Source organism: Pseudoalteromonas sp. 2CM28B (genome assembly GCF_023161935.1).
This window is the reverse complement of sequence record NZ_JALNTH010000032.1, coordinates 1-24446: the sequence shown is the minus strand read 5'-3', so window position 1 is coordinate 24446 and position 24446 is coordinate 1. Positions and strand designations below refer to the sequence as shown.

Genomic DNA, 24446 nt, shown 5'->3' with positions numbered 1-24446 from the left:
ATTGTATTTACTAGTTTCAATTCCATTGATTGATAACTACGAATATAAAGCGTCAGCCTTTGCGCCTGCAACAGCATTGCTACATTAAAGTTACACAAAAAAACAACCACCTTGAAAAATCACAATAAAATATTGATTTAAAAGGAAAATAAAACACATTCAGTTTGTAAAAAATTGTAAACAAAAAGATTTAAATTGAGAGATAAATGAACAACGATGTAATTAATATTTTAACTATGGCCAAAGTCATTCAAACAGCCGTTGCCCCTGTTTTTTTAATTACAGGTATTGCGGCAACACTTGGGGTGCTATCCAACCGTTTGGCACGTATTACAGACAGAGCCAGGCAGTTAGAGCGAAAATTAAAAGTTAGCACCGATGAAGAATTTAACTTGTCTCTAACTACAGAACTAAGGGCGCTTCTTAAGCGCTCCCGCTGCATACATATTGCCTTTAGTTTAAGTGTATTAAGTGCATTATTAGTCTGTGCTGTGGTTATGCTGTTATTTTTATCGCACATACAATCGATTAATTTAGGCGTCACTATTGGTAGTTGTTTTGTTGGTGCAATGGCATTGCTAATATGTGCATTTATGTCATTACTTGGCGAGGTATTTTTAGCAACCCGCAGTATGCGTCGAGGAATGATATTTGCTGATATTGATATAAACGACTAAAGGCATTGCTTTAACTTGAATTAAAGCATTAGCTAATATACAAATACAATCAAATAACCGTCAAAGGAGTAGAGTAAAGTGAAATTGAAGCAAGTATTTATCGGGGCATTACTATCTACATGTGCACTTAGTGTATCTGCAAATTCTGCGTTTAAAGAGCCTAGTGATGCAATTGAGTATCGCCAAGCTGCATTTTCTATGATTTCAGTTCAAATAGGCGATATGGGTGCTATGCTTAAGGGTAAAATTCCTTTTGATGCAGAGCAATTCAAACAGCGTGCAAATAACGCGGCGGCATTATCTAAAATGCCTTGGGAGGCATTTTACGCAGGCACTGAAAAAGGCGATACATCAGCACTTCCTGCGGTATGGTCTGAAAACGATACTTTTATGAAAAAAGCGACAGCGTTTCAGCAATATGCTGATGAACTTGCTGTAGCAGCTCAAACAGGTGACAAAGCGGTCATTGGTAAAGCATTTGGTGCATGGGCTAAAGGCTGTAAAGATTGCCATAAGCAATTCAAAGACTAATAAACACTGTGTATTAAACAATAAAAATGGCGCTGTATTAGCGCCATTTTTTTAACTAAGCAGATAACTTAAAGGTTCACTTCCCCAAGTACTCATAATTAAAACTAGTAATAGTAAAAATAAAACCCATGCAATCCATGGTGACTTTGTCTCAGGCTCTGAGCTTTGTGTTGCCAGTGCTTTATTACCGGTGATCATAGCTTTTACTAAAGGCTTGCCTTTTATTTTATAAGCAATAATAGCCACAATATGCAAAATAATCGCATAAAATAAAATATCAAAATTGATATGATGCAGCCAGTTAGCGAAATCAATCGTATCACTCGATACATACTGCGCTAACGGGCCATCAGTTAAAATACCATCACTGCTCATTAAACCACTAACCAGCTGCGTAATAATCAGTATAAAAAATAATAACACCATATAACTGCCTGGTGCAGAATGGCCCACATCATTTGTTTTTTTGCCACTAAAAGAAGCAAGCACCGATTTAGGAGAATGCAGTAATGCCGATATTCTTGCCGTTTTACTGCCTATGAGACCCCATATAATCCGCGTTGAAATAAGCGCTAAAGTAAAAAAGCCAACCACAAAATGTAGCTCTATCATGCCCTCTTCAGCACTAAAATAAAGCGCAGCAATACTCAATACTAATAACCAATGAAAGCTTCTTAAAAAGCCATCCCACACTTTTACCTTGAACATTGCACCTTCCCTAAAAAACAGTATCATCTAAAACGCTAACTATTTTAGCATCTTAATCTTAAGGTATCCCGATGAGTCTTTCTACTATTACACAGAGTAAAACACATGCAGTCCATTAAAAAACCGATACTAAAAGGCTTTTTAGATATGCTGCCATTATGTTTAGCCGTTATTCCTTGGGGTATTTTATGTGGCTCGTTGGCAATACAAAATGGCTTTACTCCTTTTGAAACTCAAGCTATGTCGCTATTGGTATTTGCTGGCTCGGCTCAACTGGTTGCTATTGAGTTAATGGCTGGTAATACCCCTCTGTTAACCATTTTATTTACCACATTTATTATTAGCTCTCGTCATTTTTTATATGGCTTGGCGGTTCGTCACAAAGTGATTGAGCAACCTATGCGTTGGCGCCTTCCAGTCAGCTTTGTATTAACCGATGAACTATTTGCTTTTTCGCATCATCCTCGCGCCTACCAGACTAAAACGCGCCTAATTTACGCACTCAGCGCAGGCTTTAGCTTTTACATTGCTTGGAATATTTGGACACTGTTCGGTATTGTAGCCGGTACTATACTCCCTGATCTCACCAATTTAGGACTCGACTTTGCGATTGCTGCAACCTTTATTGCTTTGGTTATCCCAGGAGTTAAAAATTTAGCCACACTTATCACTGTCATTGTTGCAGGGATCTGTGCCACTTTATTAAAAAGCACAGGCTTTGAGCTGTGGTTGGTATGCTCAGCACTACTCGCGATGAGTGCAGGTTACGCTGTAACTAGAATAGTAAAAAATAAGGACACTAAATCATGATGACGACTATTTTACTTATGGCATGTATTACCTTTTTTACTCGTTATTTATTCTTACATCGCGCGCTACCATTTAAAGTAGGGCCTAAAATGCAGCAGTTTTTGAGCTTCAGTGCACCTGCGGTTCTAACAGCGATTTGGGTGCCTATCGTATTTATAAATGATGGTGGCATTAATCTAAATTGGCAAAATCCTTATTTAAGCGCAGCGATTGTAGCCATTATAGTTGCTTACAAAACACATAATATTTACCTAACCACACTTGCTGGTATGGGGTTATTTTTGATTTTAAATTAACAGTAACGCCATAGCAGTGTTCACTATTTCGACTTTGTTAATCACCAAGCAAAGGTTAGACTATGCCAAATAAACAAATAATAGCTTAATAATATGCACCCATTTCATCAACTAAGTGCAACTAGCCTGCAAGGCCAACCTATCGATTTTCAAGAGTTTGTAGGTAAAGTTGTGTTAATAGTAAATACTGCAAGTGAGTGTGGATTCACTTATCAATATAAGTCATTGCAAGCATTACACGAAAAGTATGCCTGCCAAGGTTTAGTCATTGTAGGTTTCCCGTGTAACCAATTTGGCCAGCAAGAACCCGGAGACGCGAATCAAATAGCGCAAGGTTGCTTAATCAATTACGGAGTTAGTTTTTTAATCGCAGAAAAAGTGAACGTTAATGGTCAGCATACACATCCGGTTTTTCGCTATTTAAAATCTGTATTACCGGGGTTGTTAACACGAAAAATTAAGTGGAATTTCACAAAATTTTTGATTAATTCAGATGGCTCACCTATTAAGCGCTACGCGCCCTTTACTAAACCTGAAAAACTAGAAAAAGTAATTGAAAAAGCATTGCTCGCAGCTAAAGTTTGAGGCTTAAAAATTATAAAGAGGCATAAAGCCTCTTTATTACCAACCCACAGAGCTTTAAATACTACCTAAGTAGCAGTTAAAAGCTAATATGTCGGCACTGATTTGTACTAGCGACAACCTAATCAATATAATCGTTTAAGTCATCTTCACCTAGGTTTTTACGCAAGCGTTTTTGCTCAAGGTAATCCTCTAACTTTCTTTTCACCTTTTGCTTTTTCTTGTCGTGTTGATTACGCCCGACCATTTCGTATTCGTCTTCAACAAAATCATCATCTAGCGCATCGTAACTAAATGTCTTACCCACAACCCACTCCATAAAGTGTTTGAGACCAATTACGGATTCTTGTATCGCGATAATTGGTGAAATTAAAATGTTCAACGCAAATTTATTGTACAAATTTCCGTCAAAATAAAGCCACATCGCTATCCTAAATAGTCTCTGTGTCAGTATTGTGAATAAATAGCGCTAAATTTGAATTGTGGAAAGTGAGAGTTTTTTATCGTATCGATAAATTTTATTTATTAGCATTTAATTGTTGGTTATTTTGACCAAATTTTAGCTTTTTCAATGACTTTACTTTCAACTTCAAAGCACCTTAAAAATCACAAATCACTGTTTTTAAACACTAAAAACTATTGGCACCAAACTTGTTATAAGTTAATTATCATCAGCAAAAAACAGAGAATAAACATGAAAGAATTATTATTAGTTAGCGCAATTATGTGCGCCCCCGTCGCCATGGCTCATAACGATAACAGCTCTTCAATTTCATTTAGTAACGACGAATGTAACGTTGTATTTAATAACGATGTGCGCATCAAACCTAATGAGTTAGAAATTTTTAAAGCCAATAATCAGCGCATGCTATTTACCGCTGAAGGTGAGCTGTCTATCAATGGCGAGCAAGTAGCATTAAATAGTGCACAGCGCCAAGCACTGACCAACTACACAGATAATTTACGCGTGCAATTACCTGAAGTGGCCAATATTGCCCTTGAAGGGGTTAAAATTGCAGGTGTTGCATTAGAAGAAGTCGCCAATGCATTTAATATTGATGGCCTCGATAACATTGCAACCTTGATGGACGATATTCAACAAGAAGTAGAGGGTACCTTTTACCAACAAGGTACATTTGTCATGGGCCAGCAAAGCTTCACTCAGTTTGGTGAAAACTTTGAACAGCAGTTTGAACAACAAATAGAAACTGCCGTTGAGTCGGCCGTAATGCAATCAATGGGCAGTATTTTAGTAGCATTAGGCTCTGAGCTAATGGGTTCAGGTGGCGATATGCAAGCCTTTGAAGAGCGCATGGAAAATATGGGCGCACAAATAGAAGAAAAAGTAGAGCTCCATGCAAAAAAACTTGAACAGCGTGCAAATACACTGTGTGGTGACTTTATTGAAATCGCACAACAAGAAACTCAACTTGCTGCGCAAGTGCCTGCATTAAAAGGCTATGAGTTATTTACTATAAAACAGCACTAACTGCTCAGCATTTTAATTAATCTCCCTTTGCGGCATTTGCTTTTAAGCTATGCCGCATTTTGCGTTTTTACCCCACCAGTTCCATTTAACTCAAATAATAGACTGTTGAGTGGATTTGCTCTTGCTGTGCAGAGGCATTTTGTGGCTTCATAGTAAAATACAAACCAAAGTATAATCTTCACTTCGCTCTAGATCACATAGAATGCCGTTCGAGCTGATGATTGTAAGCCCAAATTGCAACATATTAAAACCACCCCTTTTTAAGTTTTAAATTCTGAGGCGGTGCGATCCCCAGTTAGACGCGTTTTAAAACGCAACCAGCTCCAAAGTACCTAGTAACCTAGGCACTTTTTTTATAATTTAAAAGCCTAGCAACACTCTTTTTTATCGTTTATTTTAATGCTCTTCTCGGATAAATAATTAACCACCTATAAATAGCATGTTAAATCTTTGAACGAAGTAAAACCCACCCCAACAATACAAAATAATTTAATCTGAATAACTATTCAAAATAATCTATTTATAAACATATTAAAATAAAAAAAACTGAAAAAAACCCCATACAAAAGTGATATAGCACACAAACATAATGAATAAATATACAAATATCAAAACAAACGCCATTAAATAGCAAATCAAAAAAAACATTTTCAGATTAAAAAAACTAATACTTCACCAGCAATTTTTATCGCTTTATTTTTAACCAACCCACGGGCAAAATGCACACGTTTTCAACAGACACAACCTTGGAGCGAATACAATGAACCCAATTAATACATTAAACCAAACAGCCACAACTCACGTTGCAGTTAAACCAACTAATCGCAAAGCGAGAATGTTAGCTAAACTTAACCGTTACGGAAAAAAATTAGCACTTGGCGGTGCAATTCAATACAAATAGTCACCCAACCATGATTTTTGTATTGTTGCAGCAAACACCCAACCACTAAATGAAGTTTCTTCTTTAGCTCCATCTGTTTGCTGCCAGCTCCCTCCTCATAGCTAAAATCATCTTTAATTTTCATAATTTACAAAAAAAACCTCATTTACGCTCACTTTTTAAGCAAACGATCTTTTTGCTATTTACACAGGCAACTCACCTAAGTATTATCCTGCATCACGACGTGGAGAGATGGCAGAGTGGTCGAATGCACCGGTCTTGAAAACCGGCAGGGGTTTATAGCCCCTCTAGGGTTCAAATCCCTATCTCTCCACCACTTATTTGTATTAATTGGTTTTTTCCGATTGATAACACGCTAAATAATGCGTCGGAGAGGTGTCCGAGTGGCCGAAGGAGCTCCCCTGCTAAGGGAGTATAGAGTTTGTAGCTCTATCGAGGGTTCGAATCCCTCCCTCTCCACCATTACTGAATATAAGCCACTTAATTGTGGTTTTTTTGTGCCCAAAAATAAGCTTTGCTGCTAATTGGGAGGGTGAGAGCCCTCGACTGGGTTCGATAAAGTGTCTGGAACAGTTTAGGCCGCTGCAAGCGTCGCGTAGCGATTGATTACATGGATGTAAGCAAGTCTATCCCTCCCTCTCCACCATTACTGAATATAAGCCACTTAATTGTGGTTTTTTTGTGCCCAAAAATAAGCTTTGCTGCTAATTGGGAGGGTGAGAGCCCTCGACTGGGTTCGATAAAGTGTCTGGAACAGTTTAGGCCGCTGCAAGCGTCGCGTAGCGATTGATTACAGGGCTGTAAGCAAGTCTATCCCTCCCTCTCCACCATTACTGATTACAAGCCACTTAATTGTGGTTTTTTGTGCCTAAATTTTAATAGCCTCTATTAATTTGCACTTTTTATAACGCAGTCGCAAGCGTATGCTAATAAATTAAACAAATTGTATGGTGTCACAACTTAGTGCATTATAAATGGTATTTTAAACCAGCTTAGGTTTAACCATGGCGAAGCTAATATTACTACTGTATTGTTTGGGTGCCTGTGCTGTTAGCATGGCAAATGAAGTGACGGTTTATAAATGCACCATTAAAGGAGTGCCTACTTTTAGTCAAACTCCTTGCGCTGAAGACGCTCAAGTGATCACGCTTAGAAACGTCAACATCATGCAAACAAATACGCCACAATCTGAGAACACACCAGTTGCCGATACTTCTGTTGACGATTATCTAGCGGTGCAACAAATAGAGCGTGATATTGTGCAGCTTGAGCTTAAGATTAAACAATACCAACAAGAATACGCACAAAAAAAACAGCAAATCGATTACATGACCCAAGATAAAGCAAATCGCTTAGGGGCCAGCTCAATTGCGAATGCCATTGCCACTGAAACGGCGGCACTTAAGCAGCGATTTGACCCACAAATCAAGCAAGCACAACAACAAATAGAAGCACTCACTCAAAAAAAACAGCAGCTTAGTCAGCAACCTTAAGTATGTGCTTCACAACATCAATAAATGTTTGTATCTCTGACTTTGTATTATATATGTGAGGTGAAACACGGATGCCGAGTTTACGCACATCAACACTTATTTTTGCAGCCTCTAATGCCGTTAATACACTTTGCTGATGCTCAGAAAACTGCAAAATAGCGGTGCCACTACATTGCTCTTTAGCGCTAGGTGACATTAAAAAAGCGCCCAATTGCTGCTGAATTAACTCAAGTAACACCAAGTTGTGCGATCTCACTTGTTCAACGCCAAATTCAACAATATATTCAATACTATGAGCGGCAATAATATAAGGAAGTACCGAGGGCGTACCGCCCCAAAACCTTAGTGTTTTAGCGTTATATTGAAAATGCGCAATATCAAACTCGAATGGGTTTTGATGTGAAAACCAGCCAACATCTTTTGGTTCACATTGTGTTATTTGCTTTGGATTTACCCATAAATAAGCAGCTCCTGGCCCTCCGCATAGCCACTTCACACTTGAACCAATCATAAAGTCAGCATTTAACGCCGTTAGGTCTATAGGAATAACCCCTGCCGATTGCGCCACATCAATTATTGAGAGTGTATTCGTGACTTTACTCAGCGCCACAATATCGTTTATGGGAGCTTGTACACCCGTATTAGAATAAACATGGCTGACAAACACACCATCAATCTCTGGAGTTAAATATCGCTGCCATACCTGTCTATCACTCAAGTCTTCATGCTCAGGGATGTAGCGTATTTTTGCACATTCAGGCAATGCTTTTTGCATTACAAACCCCATACTGGGAAAGTCAGCCTGCGCCATTAATACCGTACACTGTGGTTTATTAAATACGGGGTGTGACATAACCAATTTAGTTAAACCACTGGATAAATTAACCTGAGGACAAAATTGCTCACTAGGCGCATTAAACAACTGCCCTAATGCCTCAGTAAATCTTTCAATGGCGGGTAACCACTGTTGCCATGGTTCTTTTACACTTTCTTGCCAAGGAGTAAAAAAATGTTCAGTGGCATTTTCTAAGCTCGTTTTTAATGGGCGGCCAACAGAGTGGCTTAGTAAATAACAACCCTGTGGCATACAAAAATCATTTTTAGCCATATTAATTAATCCACAGTTTTAGCGTGTTTAAATCATCAAAGCGCGTATTTATGTCGTCACGCTTTGCCGCGGCACGCCTATCTCTTAACTTAGCTAATGAATCAAGCAGTACCGGTAGAGGAGGTCCACTGGCAGTGACTTTACTCATATGCTGTTGTTGCATGTGCTGTGATGGCTGAGCAATAAACTTTTCCACCAACTGATTATGATGACCGATAGCGGTGTCGCCATGTAATTTACACACTTGAATAAATAGTTTGCCGTGCTTTTGAAACCACTTTGTATTTTTATATTGTTCGGCCTCTAAAAAATCATCCATTAGGCTTTGCATACGCATGGCTTCACGAAGTATTTGTTGATCCTCTGGCATCATATATAAAAATTTATCCACCAGCATTTGCGAGTAACTCGGCTCATTGGCACTGCAAAGCCCTAGCAGCATATCAATAACATTAATACCGGCAAAGTCTCCCGCATTTGCACCACGGTAAACCTCTTTACCTACCCTGTAAGGCTTGTAATATGGGCGTACACAATTAAAAAAACGTTCGGTGTCTAGCTGAGTGTATAAGGCGTTATTCGACGCTATTACATCCATTAATGCCGTTTTAACCACCTCAAGTAGTTCAGCCGTGACAGGGTGTGAAATGCCTAATGGCAGTATTTTTAATAAAGCATCACTCGCACGTTTATACGCTAAAATACCTTGGGTGTTGTAATCTAAAAAAAGGGCTTCATCATCAAGGTTTGTAAAACGCTTATAGGTGCCATTAATGGCTTTATTATGCGTAGTTAGATGCGCAGTAGCAAAACGAGGGGTTACTCCAATAGAAGCACCAATATGCATAGCAAGCGCCGATGCTTCAACTAATGGTGAGGTTGTTTCTCTGCTCGGCTCTGTGATCTCATGCCTGCGACAAGCGGCCATAAACAAACCAACATTACCAAGCAAATCGAATGCGCTATCAAATCCTTCGTCGGTATTGCCTTCGGCCAATAAATCGCTGATCAACGCGTTACCTTGATCTTTTAGTGCCAGCTTTAAGCTATCACCAACCCCCTCAACATTAGCCTTATCTGCTTGCTGCCAATACAACTCCTCTAATTGAGAGTTTAGGGCAACAAACTCAGACCTAATCCAATTATCAAATTTAGCTGTGTAAGAACTCATGACTACATCCTGTTATTATTATGTCTTAATGCTAACAAAAACCCCTGAGAGTAAAACGTCAAAAAAAATAGTAAAAATACCTTTTGTTAGCAATAATCACTACCAACATTAAAATAATTAATAAGATCCCATAGTCATGTTAGATAAAAAAGATCAGCAGTTACTGGTTGCCTTACAATCGCATGCCCGCATGTCGGTTTCTGAATTAGCCAATACCATTAACCTATCAGACACCCCAACTCTTAGGCGTATCAAAAAGCTTGAGCAGGAACATGTAATTACGGGCTATCACGCTGCAATTAACCCTAAGTCGCTCAACCTTAATGTGCTGGTTTATGCTTTCGTGCGACTAAGTCAAAACTCGGTGAGTGCGGCACAGCAATTTGAGCTGCATGTAGAAAAACTTTCCCATGTACTTGAGTGCTCTGTGATCTCAGGTAGCCACGATTATTTACTGAAAATTATTTCTCAGGATTTAGAAAGCTATGAGCAGTTTGTAAAGCACCAGCTGGGGAGCTTAAGCTGCATCGCCAATATAGAGTCAACGGTAGTACTCAAACAATCATTTAGTAAAAAGCAGCTACCACTTTAAAAATAATACTATTTACTGTCGATTCGCTATACTAAAATATCATTATAAAAATAATATTTAACAAGGATGCATGTGAAGATTTTTGGTTCAACATCCAATTCTTTTGTTTTTTACATATCGTTTGCGGTTGCTTACTTTATAACTGGTAATTTATTAACTAATTTTGCCTTTCAATCACAAGTCATCCCTATCTGGCTCCCTGCAGGTATTGCCCTAGTTGGCTGTTTTATCTGGTGGTGGCGCTTTATCCCTGCATTATTTATTGCCTCTGTCTCCTTTAATTTAAGTACCAGTGATAACGTTATCTCTGATCAAGTTTTAATTGGCAATACATTAGAGCAGGTGTTACTAATCGGCTTTGGCGCTGTGCTGCAAGGGATGATTGGCGCAGCTATTTTAAAATACTGGCTAGGTCATCCGCTGTTCTTAAAGAAACGCCAATCAATAATATATTTTATTTTTATCGTTGGTATTGTTGTTAGCCTAATATCGGCCAATATTGGCGTCTATGCTTTAAGTCAGTTTAACCCTGCTCACAGCATTGATAATCATTGGAGAAATGTTACTTTTTGGTGGCTTGGTGATTCTCTAGGCGTGCTGATCGCAACCCCCTTTTTATTAGCGTTATTACAACCTAAATTTAAACGCCATGATGTTACCCCATTACCTACTATCGCAGTATGCTCGGTATTATTCATCTCAGTAGCCTTAACCACTAAGCTATATAACCAAGAGACTTATTCAAATTCAATACAAATTGCCAAGCGCGAAACATCTATTATTGAAAACAGTTTGCTGAGCAATTTAAACCTCAGCCAAATAACCGTACAAAGCCTTGCAAGCCAAATACAATCAACGCCAACTTTAAGCAGGCAAGAGTTTAATAGCTACAGTGCCCAACTATTGGCTGAGCATTCATTTATTAAAGCATTTTCATGGAATCGTAAAATTGATCCCGCTCAGGTCAGTGACTTTAACAAACAGCTTAATGAAATTTATAACGCATACAACTTTGATCCAAGCATTAAAGGGGCACCATTATCAAACAATGACCCATTGGTGGTTATTACCTATATTGCCCCTTTTGCAGAAAACCAATCAGCGATAGGTTTTAATCTTAATTCTCGAAAAGATCGCCGTGAAACTTTGCTCGACCCACGTATCAAAATTCGCCCGATAGGGACTAAAATAATTCAATTAGTTCAAACACAGCAATCTGAACCCGCGTATTTATTATTTGCTCCCGTGTATCAACAAAATAATGAGGTTGCCTCAATTAAAGGTTACGCAACAGGTGTATTTTTAGTAAAAAACATACTTGCTCAGTCGCTTACGCAAGCACAAAATAAAATGTTTAATATCGCTATTTATGAAGCCAATGCTATCAATCCGTTTTATTCAAATGCCGAAAATATTCCAACCAAAAGCAATAAGCTTACAACTATCAAAATTGATTTTGCAGGGCAAACATGGTTCGTTGATTTAACCATTAAAGATGAATTTCTACCGCATCAAACTAATAACATGACACTCTTTTTGCTTATTTTACAGGTCATTGTAAGCTCACTCATTTTACTGATATTACTGCTGTTTAATAACCAGCACCTTGCACTCTCACGCTTGGTAGCAGAGCGTACACGCTCGCTGGTTAAGGCTAAAAAACAATCTGATTTAGCAAATCAAGCTAAAAGCCGATTTTTAGCAAATATGAGTCATGAAATTCGCACTCCGCTTAATGCCGTGATTGGCTTTTCCACTCTAGCTAAAAATGAAGATAGTCCTGAAATTCTTTCTGATTATTTAAATAAAATTAATTTAGCGTCTAAATCATTGTTAAGTTTAATAAATGATGTACTCGATATCTCTAAAATTGAATCACAAAAGCTCACCTTAGAAGTCGCTCCTTTTGATTTGAATGCGCTTCTTGCTCGGATCAGTAGTATGTTCGAGCAAAGCGCAGAACAAAAAGGCATTCTCTGGAAAGTTGATAACCAATTACCAACCGACATTTGGTTTGAAGGTGATGTTATGCGAATTGAGCAAATTTTATTAAACCTATGTAGTAACGCCATTAAGTTTACCCATGAAGGTGAAGTAAGTGTTAGCGCATACAGCAAGGAGATCACCAATAGACGTCGTCAAATTACCTTGACTATTAAGGACTCGGGCATCGGTATTGCGCTATCAGAGCAAAGTAAGTTATTTGATGCGTTCACCCAAGCTGATAGCTCAACATCACGTAAATTTGGTGGGACAGGGCTTGGTTTAGCAATCGCAAAAGAACTTAGCTTATTAATGTCTGGAGATATCAGCGTACAAAGCGAGCCAGGTAAGGGCTCTACTTTTACTCTGTCTGTCGAGTTAAATACATGTGCAGCACAACAAGTAACGTCAAAGCACACACACCAGCATGTTAATTTAAGTAAACTAAAAATACTGGTTGCAGAAGATAACAGCGTCAATCAATTAGTCATAAAAGCAATGCTTAGCTCTTTAGGGATTACACCAACACTAGTGGAAAATGGCGAATTAGCAGTAGAACAAGTTAAAGTAAATGACTTCGATTTAGTATTAATGGATTGCCAGATGCCGATTATGGACGGTTACCAAGCCACCGCCTTGATACGTCAAATGAAAAGTACTGAGCAATTACCAATTATTGCCTTAACTGCTGATGTAATGCCTGAAGATAAAGCCAATGCCTTAGCAATTGGTTTTAACGAACATCTTGCAAAACCTCTCGAACTCGATAAGCTCATACAGTGCCTATCTCAATATATTGCGCCAGATAAACCATAAAGATTTATCGAAAATAGAAAACCAAATATGGCTGTCGCACTATTACCAAAATTAATCAGCAACCCACTTAAAAAATAGTAGGCAAAGCATTATGAGCCACTTTTCACATCAATGGTTTAATAGCATCAACCAAATTGACGCAACACAATGGCATTATTTTTTTGGTAATGACCCTTTTACTCAACACGCTTTTTTATATGCACTTGAGCAAAGCCAATGTGTAAGCGCAAAAACAGGTTGGCAGCCTCACCACTTAGCCGTTTATGAAGACGATAAACTAGTTGCCCTTGCCCCTGGCTACTTAAAAGCGCACTCCTACGGTGAATATGTATTTGACTGGGCATGGGCTGAAGCTTATGAAAAAAATGGCTTAGATTATTACCCTAAATGGCTGTGCTGTATTCCCTTTAGTCCGATTGAGGGTCAAAGAATACGTATTATGCATAGCAATCCAAAGTTAGTGTATGAGTATATTACAGAGCAACTTAATACCCACTGCGCAAAACAAGCCTGGTCAGGCTGGCATGTAAACTTTTGCGATAAAGCACAAGCCTCACAGCTAAATGATGCAGGTGCCATGCTGAGAACCGGGGTACAGTTTCAGTGGTTTAATAATAGCTTTAAAGATTTTGACGATTTTTTAAAAACCTTTAATGCCCGTAAGCGCAAAGCAGTAAAAAAAGAACGCGCTAAAATATCACAGCAAAATATCACCATTGAATGGCTGCAAGGTGAGCAAATCACCACAACAGTGATGCAGCTTTTTTGTGAGTTTTATCAACGTACTTATTTAAAACGTTCAGGCCATTTAGGCTACTTAAACAGCGATTTTTTTAGCTTGCTACACGCCTTAATGGCTGAAAAATTGCTCATTATGCTAGCCAAAAAAGACCATAAAGTGATTGCCGCCACATTAAGTTTAATTGGTGACAATACCCTTTATGGGCGTTATTGGGGAGCAAGCGAAGAGGTTGATTCTCTTCACTTTGAGCTGTGTTACTACCAAGGAATTGAATATGCGATTAAGCATAATATTCACTGTTTTAATGCCGGTGCTCAGGGTGAGCATAAAATAGCACGCGGCTTTCAACCCATCACTACTTATTCTGCTCATCATATTATTCACCCCGATTTTAATCATGCTATTGCAGATTACTTAAAACGCGAACGCCAACATATCGATATTTATAAACAACAATGCAGCACTTTATTGCCGTTTAAAAATGAGTAACTGATTATTTGCAGGCATCGCAGTATCGCTAAGTAACTTAAGCCCAGATTGCACTGCAAGTTGCTCAACCGCTTTGAAATCACGAATACCACTAAGCGGATCGCGACTTTGCAATAAACTATTAAATTCATCATTACTGGGGCTGGTAAACTCCCCTTTATATTTGAAAGGGCCATATACACACACCACCCCTTGCTGGTTTAAGTGCTGATTTACTCCAGCAAAAAAACGCGTAATTAACTCCCAGCTCACTATGTGAAAAGTGTTAGCTGTATATATCGCATCCACTTTATTTACTGGCCAAGGATCGTTTAAATCAAGCAATAAAGGCGGATGCAAGTTTGCCAGTTGCACCTCATCATGCCATAACTTTATTCCTTGATGATTAACCTCTCGATCACTGGTATACCATTGTAAATGTGGCAATTTTTTGGCAAAGAAAACGCTATGCTGACCCGTCCCCGAGCCTATCTCAAGTACTGATGCTGCATTTTGCAATGCAGGCTGCAAAGCCTTAAGTATATGATTTTTATTATTTTCGCAGGCTTGTGAAAATGGTTTGGTCATACTGATGCACCTAAATTGCAAATGAATGCACAATAGTAAAACAAATTTCAACTATTCTGTCGTGAGTAAATTGACCAAAATAATAAAATAACTTTAATTTCAATGCGTTATATTATACTTACCGAACTGGTACGCTATATGCTTTTATTAAATTACTCACTTAATGAGTACTAAACGACAAAAGGATAACATTATGTATATTTCACCCTATACCGCCGTAGACGCTGTAATGGCAATTACCGATAAAAGCCTAGATAAAACGAGTCATGAAACAGATTGTAGAGCAACGGTTATCGACTTACTTTCTCATGTAAAACATACTCAAAAGGCACAAAACAAACATGAAACAGACCAAATATTTATTCTTGGCTACAATTAAAGTTCTGTTTAGCCTTATAACTGGCTGTTTATATAAATACATTATTTAAGTCGACTTAAAATCCGTTTAAGTCGACTTTTTAGTTTTAATCCCACTTGTTAACTTGCCTTGACGCCCCCTACTTTTTAGCTATACCGTTGTAAATAGTAATAACAGCACCATATCTTTTTTTATAGCGTAGTTTAATGTCATATATTCTCTTTTTTAGGAGTACTAATGAGTAACTTTAGAACAGAATCAGATAGCATGGGCACACTCGACGTACCCGTTAACGCACTTTATAAAGCACAAACCCAACGCGCCATTAATAACTTTACGATTAGCAACCTCACCATGCCACAGCAATTTATTATTGCTTTAGCGTATATAAAACAAGCCGCAGCATTAACCAATTTAAAGCTGGGGCATTTAGATAAAACAAAAGCAAATGCAATCGAGCATGCCTGCCAAGAAATTATTGATGGTCAGCATTATGAGCATTTCCCCGTTGATATTTTTCAAACGGGATCAGGTACCAGCTCAAATATGAATGCCAACGAAGTTATTGCAAGTTTGGCTTCAAAACATGCTAATCAACCTATTCACCCTAACGACGATGTGAATATGGGACAAAGCTCGAATGATGTTATTCCCACTGCAATCGCCTTAAGCAGTGCTATCAGTGTTGATAAAAAATTACTGCCAGCACTAGCAAACTTAGCCGACGCCTTAGAGCAGAAAAAAGCAGACATCGGTCATATAGTTAAAACTGGGCGCACTCATTTAATGGATGCAATGCCAGTGACCTTTGAGCAAACACTTAGCGCATGGCAATCGCAGGTAAAGCACGCAGCCAGCGGTATTGAGCATGCACTAATACGTGTTTGTGAACTGGCTCAGGGGGGAACAGCGGTCGGCACAGGTATTAATGCCGACCCACAATTTGCCGCTCTATTTGCCAAACAGCTAAGTGAAAAAGTAGGGATTAACTTTATCCCCAGTGATAACTTTTTTTATAATATTGGATCGCAAGATGCCATTGTGGCTTTATCAGGGCAGCTGAAAGTCTATGCCGTTGCGCAAATGAAAATAGCCAACGATCTACGTTGGATGAATTCAGGGCCGCTTGCGGGACTTGGTGAAATAGAGCTTGAAGCATTGCAGCCTGGTTCATCCATTATGCCTGGCAAAGTGAACCCGGTGATCCCAGAAGCCGCTGCAATGGCTAGTGCGCAAGTAATCGGTAACGACGCCACAATTACCGTAGCAGGCCAAGCTGGCAACTTTGAGCTTAACGTAATGCTACCCGTGATTGCTTATAATATCCTGCAAAGTACAGAGATACTTGCTAACAGTGCGCAAGCACTAGCGGATAAAGCCATAACTAGCTTTAAAGTTAATCAAGCACAGATTGATAAAGCGCTGACTAAAAATCCTATTTTAGTTACTGCACTCAACCCAGTTATTGGCTATGAAAAAGCAGCAAAAATTGCCAAACAAGCTTACCAGCAAGCAAAGCCAATTATTGATATCGCCGAGCAAGAGACAGACCTATCTCGCTCAGAATTAGAGGCATTACTCAATCCAGCTAAATTAACCCAAGGTGGGTTAATGTAAAAACGCCATTAATGGCGCTTTAATATATTGATAGTAGAGTTTTTATTGCCGTAATAAATGCACCGTGTATGATAGTGATGAATAATTCATCACTATCAGGAACGATTATGCGTACTCCATTACTCGCTCTACTACTACCGCTTTGCTTAACAGCTTGCTTAGAAACCACCTCAAATGAAACTGAGCAAACTAAAACCAATGCGGTAGAAAACACGTCTACGCCGATACCACAACAAAAACTACCACAAGCGAATAGAGAAAATAAAATAGCACAACAACTACCGGTTGATGCTGCAAAGGAAGTGTCGCTTGATGATATTAAAACAGCAAAAAATAAATTAAATAACCTCATAGCAGATAAACAATGTTCAACTAGTTCACAGTGTAAAGTCAGTGCTGTTGGTAGCCGTGCCTGTGGTGGACCAAGTGATTACATTGTGTACTCTACACAAAGCGCACCCCAAGAGCAGGTTTCAGCCCTAAGCGATACTATCACTCAATTAGAAAGTACCTATAATGTGCAAAAAGGCATGATGAGTATTTGCCAACATTTAACTGCGCCAAGCACTCAGTGTGTTGAAAATAAATGTGTTAAACTTGAAGGCTCTGCGGTAAGTGTATTTTAAGGATTAGATTATGAGTTGTTTGTCATCCGTAATTAAGCTATCAGCTACCTGTGTTGTTATGACTATGCTGCTTAGCAGTTGCAGTAGTGCACTAACATCAAGCAAAGCTCAAAACGCGAGTGAATCTGTTTTAAATACTCAACTTAATGAGCTTACAAGTAATAAAAGCTGTACAGCCAGCTATCAATGTTAGGTGTTTGCTCGCGTGTCTGTGGGGGGCCGAGTAAGTATGTTGTGTACTCAACATTAAATCACTCTCAAGAACAAGCAGAGCAATTAGCGCAAAAAATCACTGAGCAAGAACAACTAGATAATGCAATGCTTGAGTTCAAAGACTGTTCACCAGTGTTAGAAGTCCACTCTTTATGTATTGATAATCAATGTAAAACAGTTAACTACCAGTAGCAGTTCGTTTCGGTGTTAATCTAATAGTGGTATTAACACCGAAATAACCACCACCATGAAAATACACACACCTGCCTTAAAAATGTATTCCAGTGGCATTTTTTTCTGTACCCAGTAAGCATATATAAAACGCACGAAGTAGCTTGCCGCCGTGCCAAATAAAGCAAACATGAGTAAGTAGGCAATCAATAAGATATTCACAGCGGCACTTTTTTAGAAAATAATAGCCCCAGTGTAAGTATTTTACATAAAGAAGGCAAAAGGGTTACTTAGTCTTTTTTGTATGCTCAATGAGTAACTCTGCTACCTGTTGCTTTACCGCTCTTTTATCATCTACTGCCACTTCAAACCGGCTAGCCAATTGCGCTATTTCGTCATCATTTAAATTAAACGATAGTCGTTGCCGTGTTTTTTTAGACTTTACATCAAGACCTAAAATTTTACGGATCATATCTGAGGGAGTGAGCTCTTGATCGATAGCTTGTTTTTTTATCGACTTTTGTACCTCACTACTCAAATCAAATGCCATTTGCGTGGCGCGCACAGCTTGCTCTTGGCGCAACCACTTGTCTTTAGCATCACTCACTGAGCATCTCCAGGAAACAAATCAACAATATCGCTAATTGGGCGAGTTAACGTCAGTGAGACTTCTGTTTCACCTCCCTCCCAAATCTCTATATTAACGCTATGCCCTTCATCAGGAGAGGCTAAGCAAATCATTTCGCATGGTTCACCACCTTCTTGCTCATAGCGAGGCAGCGTTTGGCCACGAAAGTCTTTCTTATGAAAATAACAAACATAAGGCGATTCACTTTGCTGATAGCTTTTCGCTAAAAATTGCATAAAACGCTCAGGGGTATTTTGTACCGTGATATGTGTTAATGACTCTTCATCAAAAATACGCGCAAATTCATCAAGACCAAAGATCTCTTCAACTTCATCACGCTGAATTTTTATAGAGAAGTTTGCCCACTGTTCACCATCATTTTGCTCTATTTGTAAAAACACCACTTGGCCAGTGTTAGTTTCAAGTACAAATTCAGTATCACTGCTGTGTTGGTACTGATACGTTTGCACATCAATAACGCGCAACGTTTGACCTTTAAGCCATGAAGGATAAGCAAACGAATCAATGACAGTAAACATGTCGCCTTTTTTAAGGTCACTCGCATGATTAAGCTGACGTTCTGGCTTTTTTTTAGATTTGAAAAAATTAAACATATAAGGTGCCTCTGTAAGCAAAAAAGGTAACGGAGCGAAACTCGGTTACCTTTTTGATATGGTTCTAAATGTTAACTATTTTGCTTCGCTTTAATGCGCGCTAAAATATCAGCACTTTTTGGATTCGTATCACCAATACCTGCTTCAGCCATTTTAGCTTTTAAATCGTCGCCATTAACATCTGCTTCTAGAGACTTTGCAGCACCTAATTGATCAGTACGGTCTTGCTGGCGTTGCTTAATACGCTCAAGCGACTGACGCGCCGATGTCATTGATGAATTATTAGTATTAAGCGTGCTATTTACAGCCATTGTCGCTTGTTGAACGCTTTCTGTGGTTTTAACCATAGTAAGCTGACGCTGGTTTTCTTTAATTGATTTTTCAGCATCTTTAACTTGCTGCTTCAATGTCACTATGTGATTAGTAAAGCCCGCTAATACTTGCTCGTGTTCGGCTTTCTCAGCTTCAAAGTCACCAATTTTTTCTGCAATTTCTAATGCTAATGCTTCATTCCCTTTTTCAAGGGCTTGACCTGCATACGCTTCGTGCTCAGCAATTGATGCATCTACTGCGCTAATTTTACGCTTAGTTTGCATCTCTTTAGCCATTACTTCTGTCAGGCTTTTTTTAGCACGATTCAGTGCATTTTGTGCATCGGCAATTTCTTGTTCAAAAATACGAATACCATTGGCATCAACAATTGCTTCGCCTGCTTCACGTGCGCCGCCACGTACTGCTGTAAATAATTTTTTTAAAATACTCATAATCTTAACTCCACTAACTAGCTACTAATCGTTTAAATATAAGGTCACGGCTTCTAGTGCATCTATAGCGTTATCAGCTAATGTCACTAGTTCGTGGGTAACATCATCTAGAGATGAATTTACCGACAGTGCACCAAAAATCGCGTATTTATTATCGATCTTAGCAAATGCACTCAGTGGAATTGGCACGTTTAAACGCAGTAATGTTTCGTTTAACTCGTTGCGTAATTCACTTTTTACTTCATCTTCGTCAAACAAGTAGCTAATACATAGTAATTGCTCTTGTGTTTGAGTAACAAAAATTGGAAGCTCGTCATTTCCATCAACAATGACTTGTAAAACATCTTGCTCACCTGGATTGGCAATCAAGAAAGACTCAAAGTTAGCACCCTCGGTTTCAAAAGACGCTAATTTTATTGAAAGTTCATTTAATTCCATGTCTCTGCCTTTTCGTCATATGACATATTATGTCTGAGTTAAGATTCGCATGGTCGACATATTATGTCAACCATGTTTTATTAATTTTTATACAATTCACTTTCTATTTGCCAAGCTGCTCGGTAGTAATCATATAAGCGACCAGAACCTAACCTATTGACTTCAATATCGTTCACTTGTTCAAAATAGTTATTAGGAAATGCAAAACTCGCTAATAAATATTTTTTACTAATCCACCGAGATGGCACTGGCATATCAGTTATATTGCTAATACGGGCACTAGGTGATTGCCCCATTTTAGTCGCAATGGTCCATCCCCATTGACCAAACGAAGGAATGTTTTGCTGATATTGCTCTACATAATCAAAACCTGCGGCTTTCACCGTTTTAGCAATACTTAAAAATGCCTTTTTCGCATGATAAGGCGATGTTGACTGTACCGCCATAGCACCATCAGGCGCTAATAATTGGCGTACATGATTATAAAAGTAATCGCTGTACATCTTATTAAGATCAGGGTGATTAGGGTCTGGCAAATCAATTAAAATAGTATCGAACTGCTTTGACTGATCCAGTAACTTTTCGACTTCTAAAAATGCATCGCCCACAATAATATTTGCTCGCGGGTCATGCATCGATTCATTATTGAGTGCTACCAACCGCTGTTTAATCCCTTCTGGCGGTGTGAATTTATCGTCTTCATGGCCAAATAAATTCAGTAGCTGGCCATCTAAATCAATTAGTGTGACTTCTTTGACTGGCCACTTTAATACATCACGCATGGCTAATCCGTCACCGCCACCAATAATCAAAACACGGTCATGACGATTAGATGCGAGCATTGCAGGATAAACAAGCATTGAGTGATATATTTGCTCATCTACACTAGAGAACTGCAAACGACCATTTAAATATAGATCAGTAATTGGCTGAGGCTGATTTTTACTTAAACGCTCTGTTAGCACCACATGCTGGTATTTCGTTGCTTGGGAATAAATAACTTTATCTTTGTATAGTACGTTACTTAGGTTATCCATCCAGCTACTACCAAACTGCAAAATAAAAGCGAATAACACCAGCAGTAATATATGGCAAACCAATAGCAACTTAGCAAAGCGTACATAGCTATGGTAACGCCATAAAAAGGCAAGTCCGGCAATAATATTAAATAGCGCTGTCCAAGCGGCGGCTTGCATTATTGGCATCGCGAGCATAATACTCACCCAAATTGCCGCGCCAATACCTGCGCCAATATAGTCAGCCCCATATATAGTGCCAGCGTTATTTTCTAAAAAACGTCCATAAACATGCTGGCGAATACGCGCAATAAGCGGTATTTCCATACCAATAAATAGCCCTAATATTAAGCCAAATACATAAGGTAAAAAGCGAGACCACTCTTGCAGCTTTTGAAACACGTAACCATTAAGAATAACGTCAGGTGGAATATTAAAAATACTTGATAATAAATGAGGGAGAGAATAACTCACGGCAATAATGCTGGCAATGGCTAATATACAGCCCATACCTATGAGCGCAATAATACTCTCTAGCCAAGCAAATGCGGTGAAGGCATCTTTAAACCAACGCGCTAAAAATGCACCCATCCCCATAGCTACAATCATAGTGCCTATCATGGCGTAAATTGCACTCTCAACTGAGCCGAGTACTCGGCCAGCGTAATGAGAAAGTAAGTATTCATAAATAAGGCCGCATCCTGCGAGTACGGCCATAACAGTGATCAGTAAAATATCATGCCCAAGTAATTTAAATTTACTTGGGGAAGCTTGAGTTGATGACACGTGATTATGCACCCAGTAGTGTGGCCATAGTGATCCCGACAGCAAATGACACAGCTGCAGAAATAGCGGCAACACCCACATTCTTTTGACGATTCACTTCATCTGAAATATTACAGCCAGCAAGAATGATTTTAATCGTCAGTAAGTGCAGTAAAATGAAAGCAACCAAACAAACAACGGCGCTTAGCGCCCAGTAAAGTAAACTCGCATTAATATTGTCAGCAGCATAAGGAGCAATGCCTGTTGCAGCAGTAATGGCTAATGCACTACCAATTAAAAAGCCTGCATAACGAACACCTACTGCTAAATTACCATCAATAATAGCCTGTTGTAGGCAGTCGCCACTTTTGTTGGTACGCTTAAATAGCTGCACGCGATATTGGCTTACTAAAAGTAACACCACACTACCAATGACAAACGCAGCAATAACAATAGGAATGCCATGCCAACCTTCAGTAGCAACCCACAATAGTGCAGAGCGGATAACCACTGCAACACTTACTACATGGCCAAAATCAATAATTGACGCAGTAACGTTACCTTTGACTATTTCGTTATGTAAGCTCACTTTACGCAGCGCCACTTTATCTTGAAAAAAGTGACCCAGCTTTATAAGCAGAATTGCTAATGCACCATAGCCAAGCATTAACAGAGCTTCTTTTTGTAACGTAGCAGCAAACGCACCACTACTCACGCCCGTTAACACAATCGCAAGTGCGACTAAACCAGCGGCAAAGCTTATTCCAAATGCAAAGTTATCGCGCTCAGTAATTTCGTCATTGGCGTGTAAATTAGATACCCAACCTTTAATATACTTTAAACTCACAAATAGTAAGATGATAATTGCAAAGTCCACAGCCAGTGCCTGCAAAGACCACATAGTTATTCCATTAAATTCATACATATTATTCTAACTCCAACGTTATTCTTTACTTACCACGACTTACGCCGCGCGAGGTTCTGCTACTGCTGTTACGAACCGATCCTGAATTATTGCTATAACTACTCGCTCTTGAGTAACTGCTGCGACTTTTAGGCGGCGTATAACTGCTGCGACTCAAACCTGATGCACCTGTTTTTTTACTCGCATAAGGACTAGTGAACTGCTTGCCTTGGCGTTGGTAAGATTGTCGTGTACGTGTTTCTAATGCACTTTGGGCTTTTATTTGTTTAGGGCTTGAGTAACGAGTACGACCATAGTCATTGTAGTAACTATACTTACGGCGTTTACTCCAACTTCCGTATTCAACTCGGTCAAAAACATCACCCAAAATACGGTACATGCCGTACCATTGCCAAAAGCTAATACCGCTACTATTCGTTTGCCAATTACCATAGTTAGGATTACCTACCATTTGGTTACCGACCCCTTCGCCTTCAGCTTTTTGGCTTATAGCACCAACTCGTGCCAAAGAACCATTCGACATATCCGCAAGCATATTAATAGGATCGGTTAAGGCATCAGAAAATAACGTTGGCTTGGCGGCTTCACGCAATAAATCAATATTGTATAAAGTGTCTTCGTAAGGAGGAATTAAGTAATTACCCTTAATATCATCAAGGCGTTGAGTTAAGCCACTATAAAGGGCTCCCTGGCGTGTGGCATCAAGGCTAACTACATCAACAACCTTACTGAGTTCAGGTTGCTGTTGTTTAAGGATACGACTGTATTCTTTAAGAATAATCGCATTACGTATACTACCATTATCAAGTGCTTTACCAAGCTGACTAAGCTCGACATCGGCCTTTTTAATGGACTCTTGAATTGTTTGTTGTAGCTGTTCTTCTTTAGATTGACAACCAATCAGTGCTGTAAACAAACAAAACAGGCTGAGAAGTTTCCAAGCTTTTATATTCGACATTCATGTCACCTGATTTACTAAATTATCCTAGATAGTTTTACACAGGACAGTTATTAAACCAACAATGAAATTGCAACAAGATGATAATTTAGGGACTAGTTTAAAGTGCAAGGTGAATAACTGAGATCAGTAAAGAGTAGCAGGGCTGATAATAATACTTCAAAACTTATAGCGCATGGCTTAAACACTGACTTGTATTTGGAGTGGGTATACTACTTCGTAGCGACAGCGCAGTAGCATGCCGAGGGGTCGGTTCTGGTCAATTATCTTCCTTTAACCTAATATCTTTCACCTCGAACCTGCATTTTCACTTTCCTGCAGACGTAAAAAAGCCCGACTATTGCTAGTCGGGCTTTCTCAATTTGGAGCTTGGTGATGTCGTGGTGCCCACAGCGGTA

At 39.0% G+C, this 24446-nt stretch carries 27 protein-coding genes, 2 tRNA genes and 1 pseudogene; 16 read left to right on the top strand and 14 right to left on the bottom strand.

Translation table 11 applies throughout. The features are described 5' to 3' along the window. Positions 1–206 precede the first annotated feature (206 nt). Positions 207–677, top strand: coding sequence for a DUF2721 domain-containing protein (locus tag MTN96_RS28235; RefSeq protein WP_008108981.1), 471 nt, complete (start codon positions 207–209; stop codon positions 675–677). Between the two features lie 78 nt (positions 678–755). Next, complete coding sequence (locus MTN96_RS28230; protein WP_013463699.1) at positions 756–1208, top strand: cytochrome c; 453 nt, start codon at positions 756–758, stop codon at positions 1206–1208. A 51-nt stretch (positions 1209–1259) separates the two neighbouring features. Here the strand turns inward: MTN96_RS28230 and MTN96_RS28225 are convergent, their stop codons facing one another. Beyond that, the gene (locus MTN96_RS28225) at positions 1260–1916 is read right to left on the bottom strand and encodes a cytochrome b/b6 domain-containing protein (protein ID WP_036980795.1); all 657 of its coding nucleotides are present in this window, start codon (positions 1914–1916) and stop codon (positions 1260–1262) included. Positions 1917–2021: 105 nt separating this feature from the next. On the opposite strand from MTN96_RS28225, the gene MTN96_RS28220 reads away from it, so the two are divergent. The 3 genes from MTN96_RS28220 to MTN96_RS28210 all read left to right on the top strand — a co-directional run bounded on the left by MTN96_RS28220 (position 2022) and on the right by MTN96_RS28210 (position 3607). Beyond that, positions 2022–2726, top strand: coding sequence for an AzlC family ABC transporter permease (locus MTN96_RS28220; RefSeq protein ID WP_036980794.1), 705 nt, complete (start codon positions 2022–2024; stop codon positions 2724–2726). After that, positions 2723–3022 (top strand): AzlD domain-containing protein, encoded by a 300-nt coding sequence (locus MTN96_RS28215; protein WP_016900234.1) that lies wholly within the window; start codon positions 2723–2725, stop codon positions 3020–3022. Before MTN96_RS28220 ends, MTN96_RS28215 begins: the two co-directional genes overlap by 4 nt. A gap of 93 nt (positions 3023–3115) precedes the next feature. Continuing rightward, on the top strand, positions 3116–3607 hold the full coding sequence (locus MTN96_RS28210) for a glutathione peroxidase (protein WP_069438752.1): 492 nt from the start codon (positions 3116–3118) through the stop codon (positions 3605–3607). Between the two features lie 118 nt (positions 3608–3725). Here the strand turns inward: MTN96_RS28210 and MTN96_RS28205 are convergent, their stop codons facing one another. Continuing rightward, on the bottom strand, positions 3726–3911 hold the full coding sequence (locus MTN96_RS28205) for a PA3496 family putative envelope integrity protein (protein ID WP_008108975.1): 186 nt from the start codon (positions 3909–3911) through the stop codon (positions 3726–3728). 387 nt (positions 3912–4298) lie between these two features. Here MTN96_RS28205 and MTN96_RS28200 point away from each other — a divergent pair, with 387 nt between their 5' ends. After that, positions 4299–5093 carry a YggN family protein gene (locus MTN96_RS28200; protein WP_069438778.1) on the top strand — a complete coding sequence of 265 codons (795 nt, stop codon included), beginning with the start codon at positions 4299–4301 and terminating at the stop codon, positions 5091–5093. 848 nt (positions 5094–5941) lie between these two features. Here MTN96_RS28200 and MTN96_RS28195 read toward each other — a convergent pair. After that, positions 5942–6118, bottom strand: coding sequence for a hypothetical protein (locus MTN96_RS28195; RefSeq protein ID WP_248533569.1), 177 nt, complete (start codon positions 6116–6118; stop codon positions 5942–5944). A gap of 101 nt (positions 6119–6219) precedes the next feature. On the opposite strand from MTN96_RS28195, the gene MTN96_RS28190 reads away from it, so the two are divergent. The 3 genes from MTN96_RS28190 (at position 6220) to MTN96_RS28180 (ending at position 7487) form a co-directional block, all read left to right on the top strand. Further along, positions 6220–6310, top strand: a tRNA-Ser gene (locus tag MTN96_RS28190). 53 nt (positions 6311–6363) lie between these two features. Then, positions 6364–6456 (top strand) — tRNA-Ser (locus MTN96_RS28185). 542 nt (positions 6457–6998) lie between these two features. Then, positions 6999–7487, top strand: a complete 489-nt coding sequence (locus MTN96_RS28180; RefSeq protein ID WP_069438751.1) for an RNA-binding protein — start codon at positions 6999–7001, stop codon at positions 7485–7487. Here the strand turns inward: MTN96_RS28180 and MTN96_RS28175 are convergent. Together MTN96_RS28175 and MTN96_RS28170 are read right to left on the bottom strand one after the other, a co-directional pair. Continuing rightward, positions 7471–8595: an aminotransferase class V-fold PLP-dependent enzyme gene (locus MTN96_RS28175; RefSeq protein WP_069438750.1), complete on the bottom strand. Its 1125-nt coding sequence runs from the start codon at positions 8593–8595 to the stop codon at positions 7471–7473. The genes MTN96_RS28180 and MTN96_RS28175 overlap by 17 nt on opposite strands. A gap of 1 nt (position 8596) precedes the next feature. Next, positions 8597–9766: a monodechloroaminopyrrolnitrin synthase PrnB family protein gene (locus tag MTN96_RS28170; protein ID WP_069438749.1), complete on the bottom strand. Its 1170-nt coding sequence runs from the start codon at positions 9764–9766 to the stop codon at positions 8597–8599. A gap of 136 nt (positions 9767–9902) precedes the next feature. Between MTN96_RS28170 and MTN96_RS28165 the strand changes: the two genes are divergently transcribed. The 3 genes from MTN96_RS28165 (at position 9903) to MTN96_RS28155 (ending at position 14388) form a co-directional block, all read left to right on the top strand. Further along, positions 9903–10358, top strand: a complete 456-nt coding sequence (locus MTN96_RS28165; RefSeq protein ID WP_069438748.1) for an Lrp/AsnC family transcriptional regulator — start codon at positions 9903–9905, stop codon at positions 10356–10358. Positions 10359–10430: 72 nt separating this feature from the next. Next, a complete protein-coding gene (locus MTN96_RS28160) occupies positions 10431–13157 on the top strand; it encodes an ATP-binding protein (protein ID WP_248533567.1) in 2727 nt (908 codons plus the stop codon). A gap of 91 nt (positions 13158–13248) precedes the next feature. Then, positions 13249–14388 carry a GNAT family N-acetyltransferase gene (locus MTN96_RS28155; protein WP_248533565.1) on the top strand — a complete coding sequence of 380 codons (1140 nt, stop codon included), beginning with the start codon at positions 13249–13251 and terminating at the stop codon, positions 14386–14388. On the opposite strand, the gene MTN96_RS28150 is transcribed toward MTN96_RS28155, so the two are convergent. Beyond that, positions 14365–14955 (bottom strand): DUF938 domain-containing protein, encoded by a 591-nt coding sequence (locus tag MTN96_RS28150; protein ID WP_248533563.1) that lies wholly within the window; start codon positions 14953–14955, stop codon positions 14365–14367. The genes MTN96_RS28155 and MTN96_RS28150 overlap by 24 nt on opposite strands. Before the next feature lie 193 nt (positions 14956–15148). Between MTN96_RS28150 and MTN96_RS28145 the strand changes: the two genes are divergently transcribed. The 4 genes and pseudogenes from MTN96_RS28145 to MTN96_RS37190 all read left to right on the top strand — a co-directional run bounded on the left by MTN96_RS28145 (position 15149) and on the right by MTN96_RS37190 (position 17961). Continuing rightward, positions 15149–15334 carry a hypothetical protein gene (locus MTN96_RS28145; protein ID WP_013463685.1) on the top strand — a complete coding sequence of 62 codons (186 nt, stop codon included), beginning with the start codon at positions 15149–15151 and terminating at the stop codon, positions 15332–15334. Between the two features lie 216 nt (positions 15335–15550). Beyond that, complete coding sequence (locus MTN96_RS28140; RefSeq protein ID WP_248533561.1) at positions 15551–16930, top strand: lyase family protein; 1380 nt, start codon at positions 15551–15553, stop codon at positions 16928–16930. A 107-nt stretch (positions 16931–17037) separates the two neighbouring features. Further along, a complete protein-coding gene (locus tag MTN96_RS28135; RefSeq protein ID WP_214552309.1) occupies positions 17038–17556 on the top strand; it encodes a hypothetical protein in 519 nt (172 codons plus the stop codon). Between the two features lie 10 nt (positions 17557–17566). Then, a pseudogene (locus tag MTN96_RS37190) lies at positions 17567–17961 on the top strand (hypothetical protein). 15 nt (positions 17962–17976) lie between these two features. Here the strand turns inward: MTN96_RS37190 and MTN96_RS28125 are convergent. The 8 genes from MTN96_RS28125 to MTN96_RS28090 all read right to left on the bottom strand — a co-directional run bounded on the left by MTN96_RS28125 (position 17977) and on the right by MTN96_RS28090 (position 24048). Beyond that, a complete protein-coding gene (locus MTN96_RS28125) occupies positions 17977–18162 on the bottom strand; it encodes a hypothetical protein (protein ID WP_008113278.1) in 186 nt (61 codons plus the stop codon). Between the two features lie 64 nt (positions 18163–18226). Next, the gene (locus MTN96_RS28120; RefSeq protein ID WP_008113280.1) at positions 18227–18547 is read right to left on the bottom strand and encodes a hypothetical protein; all 321 of its coding nucleotides are present in this window, start codon (positions 18545–18547) and stop codon (positions 18227–18229) included. Further along, positions 18544–19182, bottom strand: coding sequence for a DUF4178 domain-containing protein (locus MTN96_RS28115; protein WP_248533559.1), 639 nt, complete (start codon positions 19180–19182; stop codon positions 18544–18546). Before MTN96_RS28115 ends, MTN96_RS28120 begins: the two co-directional genes overlap by 4 nt. 71 nt (positions 19183–19253) lie before the next feature. Next, entirely contained in the window at positions 19254–19946 is a 693-nt protein-coding gene (locus MTN96_RS28110) for a PspA/IM30 family protein (protein ID WP_036980772.1), read from the bottom strand. 24 nt (positions 19947–19970) lie between these two features. Beyond that, complete coding sequence (locus MTN96_RS28105; protein ID WP_004335098.1) at positions 19971–20384, bottom strand: YjfI family protein; 414 nt, start codon at positions 20382–20384, stop codon at positions 19971–19973. 80 nt (positions 20385–20464) lie between these two features. Beyond that, positions 20465–22186 (bottom strand): polyamine aminopropyltransferase, encoded by a 1722-nt coding sequence (locus tag MTN96_RS28100; RefSeq protein WP_069438742.1) that lies wholly within the window; start codon positions 22184–22186, stop codon positions 20465–20467. 4 nt (positions 22187–22190) lie between these two features. Continuing rightward, the gene (locus tag MTN96_RS28095; RefSeq protein ID WP_069438741.1) at positions 22191–23090 is read right to left on the bottom strand and encodes a DUF350 domain-containing protein; all 900 of its coding nucleotides are present in this window, start codon (positions 23088–23090) and stop codon (positions 22191–22193) included. Between the two features lie 25 nt (positions 23091–23115). Next, positions 23116–24048, bottom strand: a complete 933-nt coding sequence (locus MTN96_RS28090; RefSeq protein ID WP_069438740.1) for a hypothetical protein — start codon at positions 24046–24048, stop codon at positions 23116–23118. Positions 24049–24446: the final 398 nt, after the last annotated feature.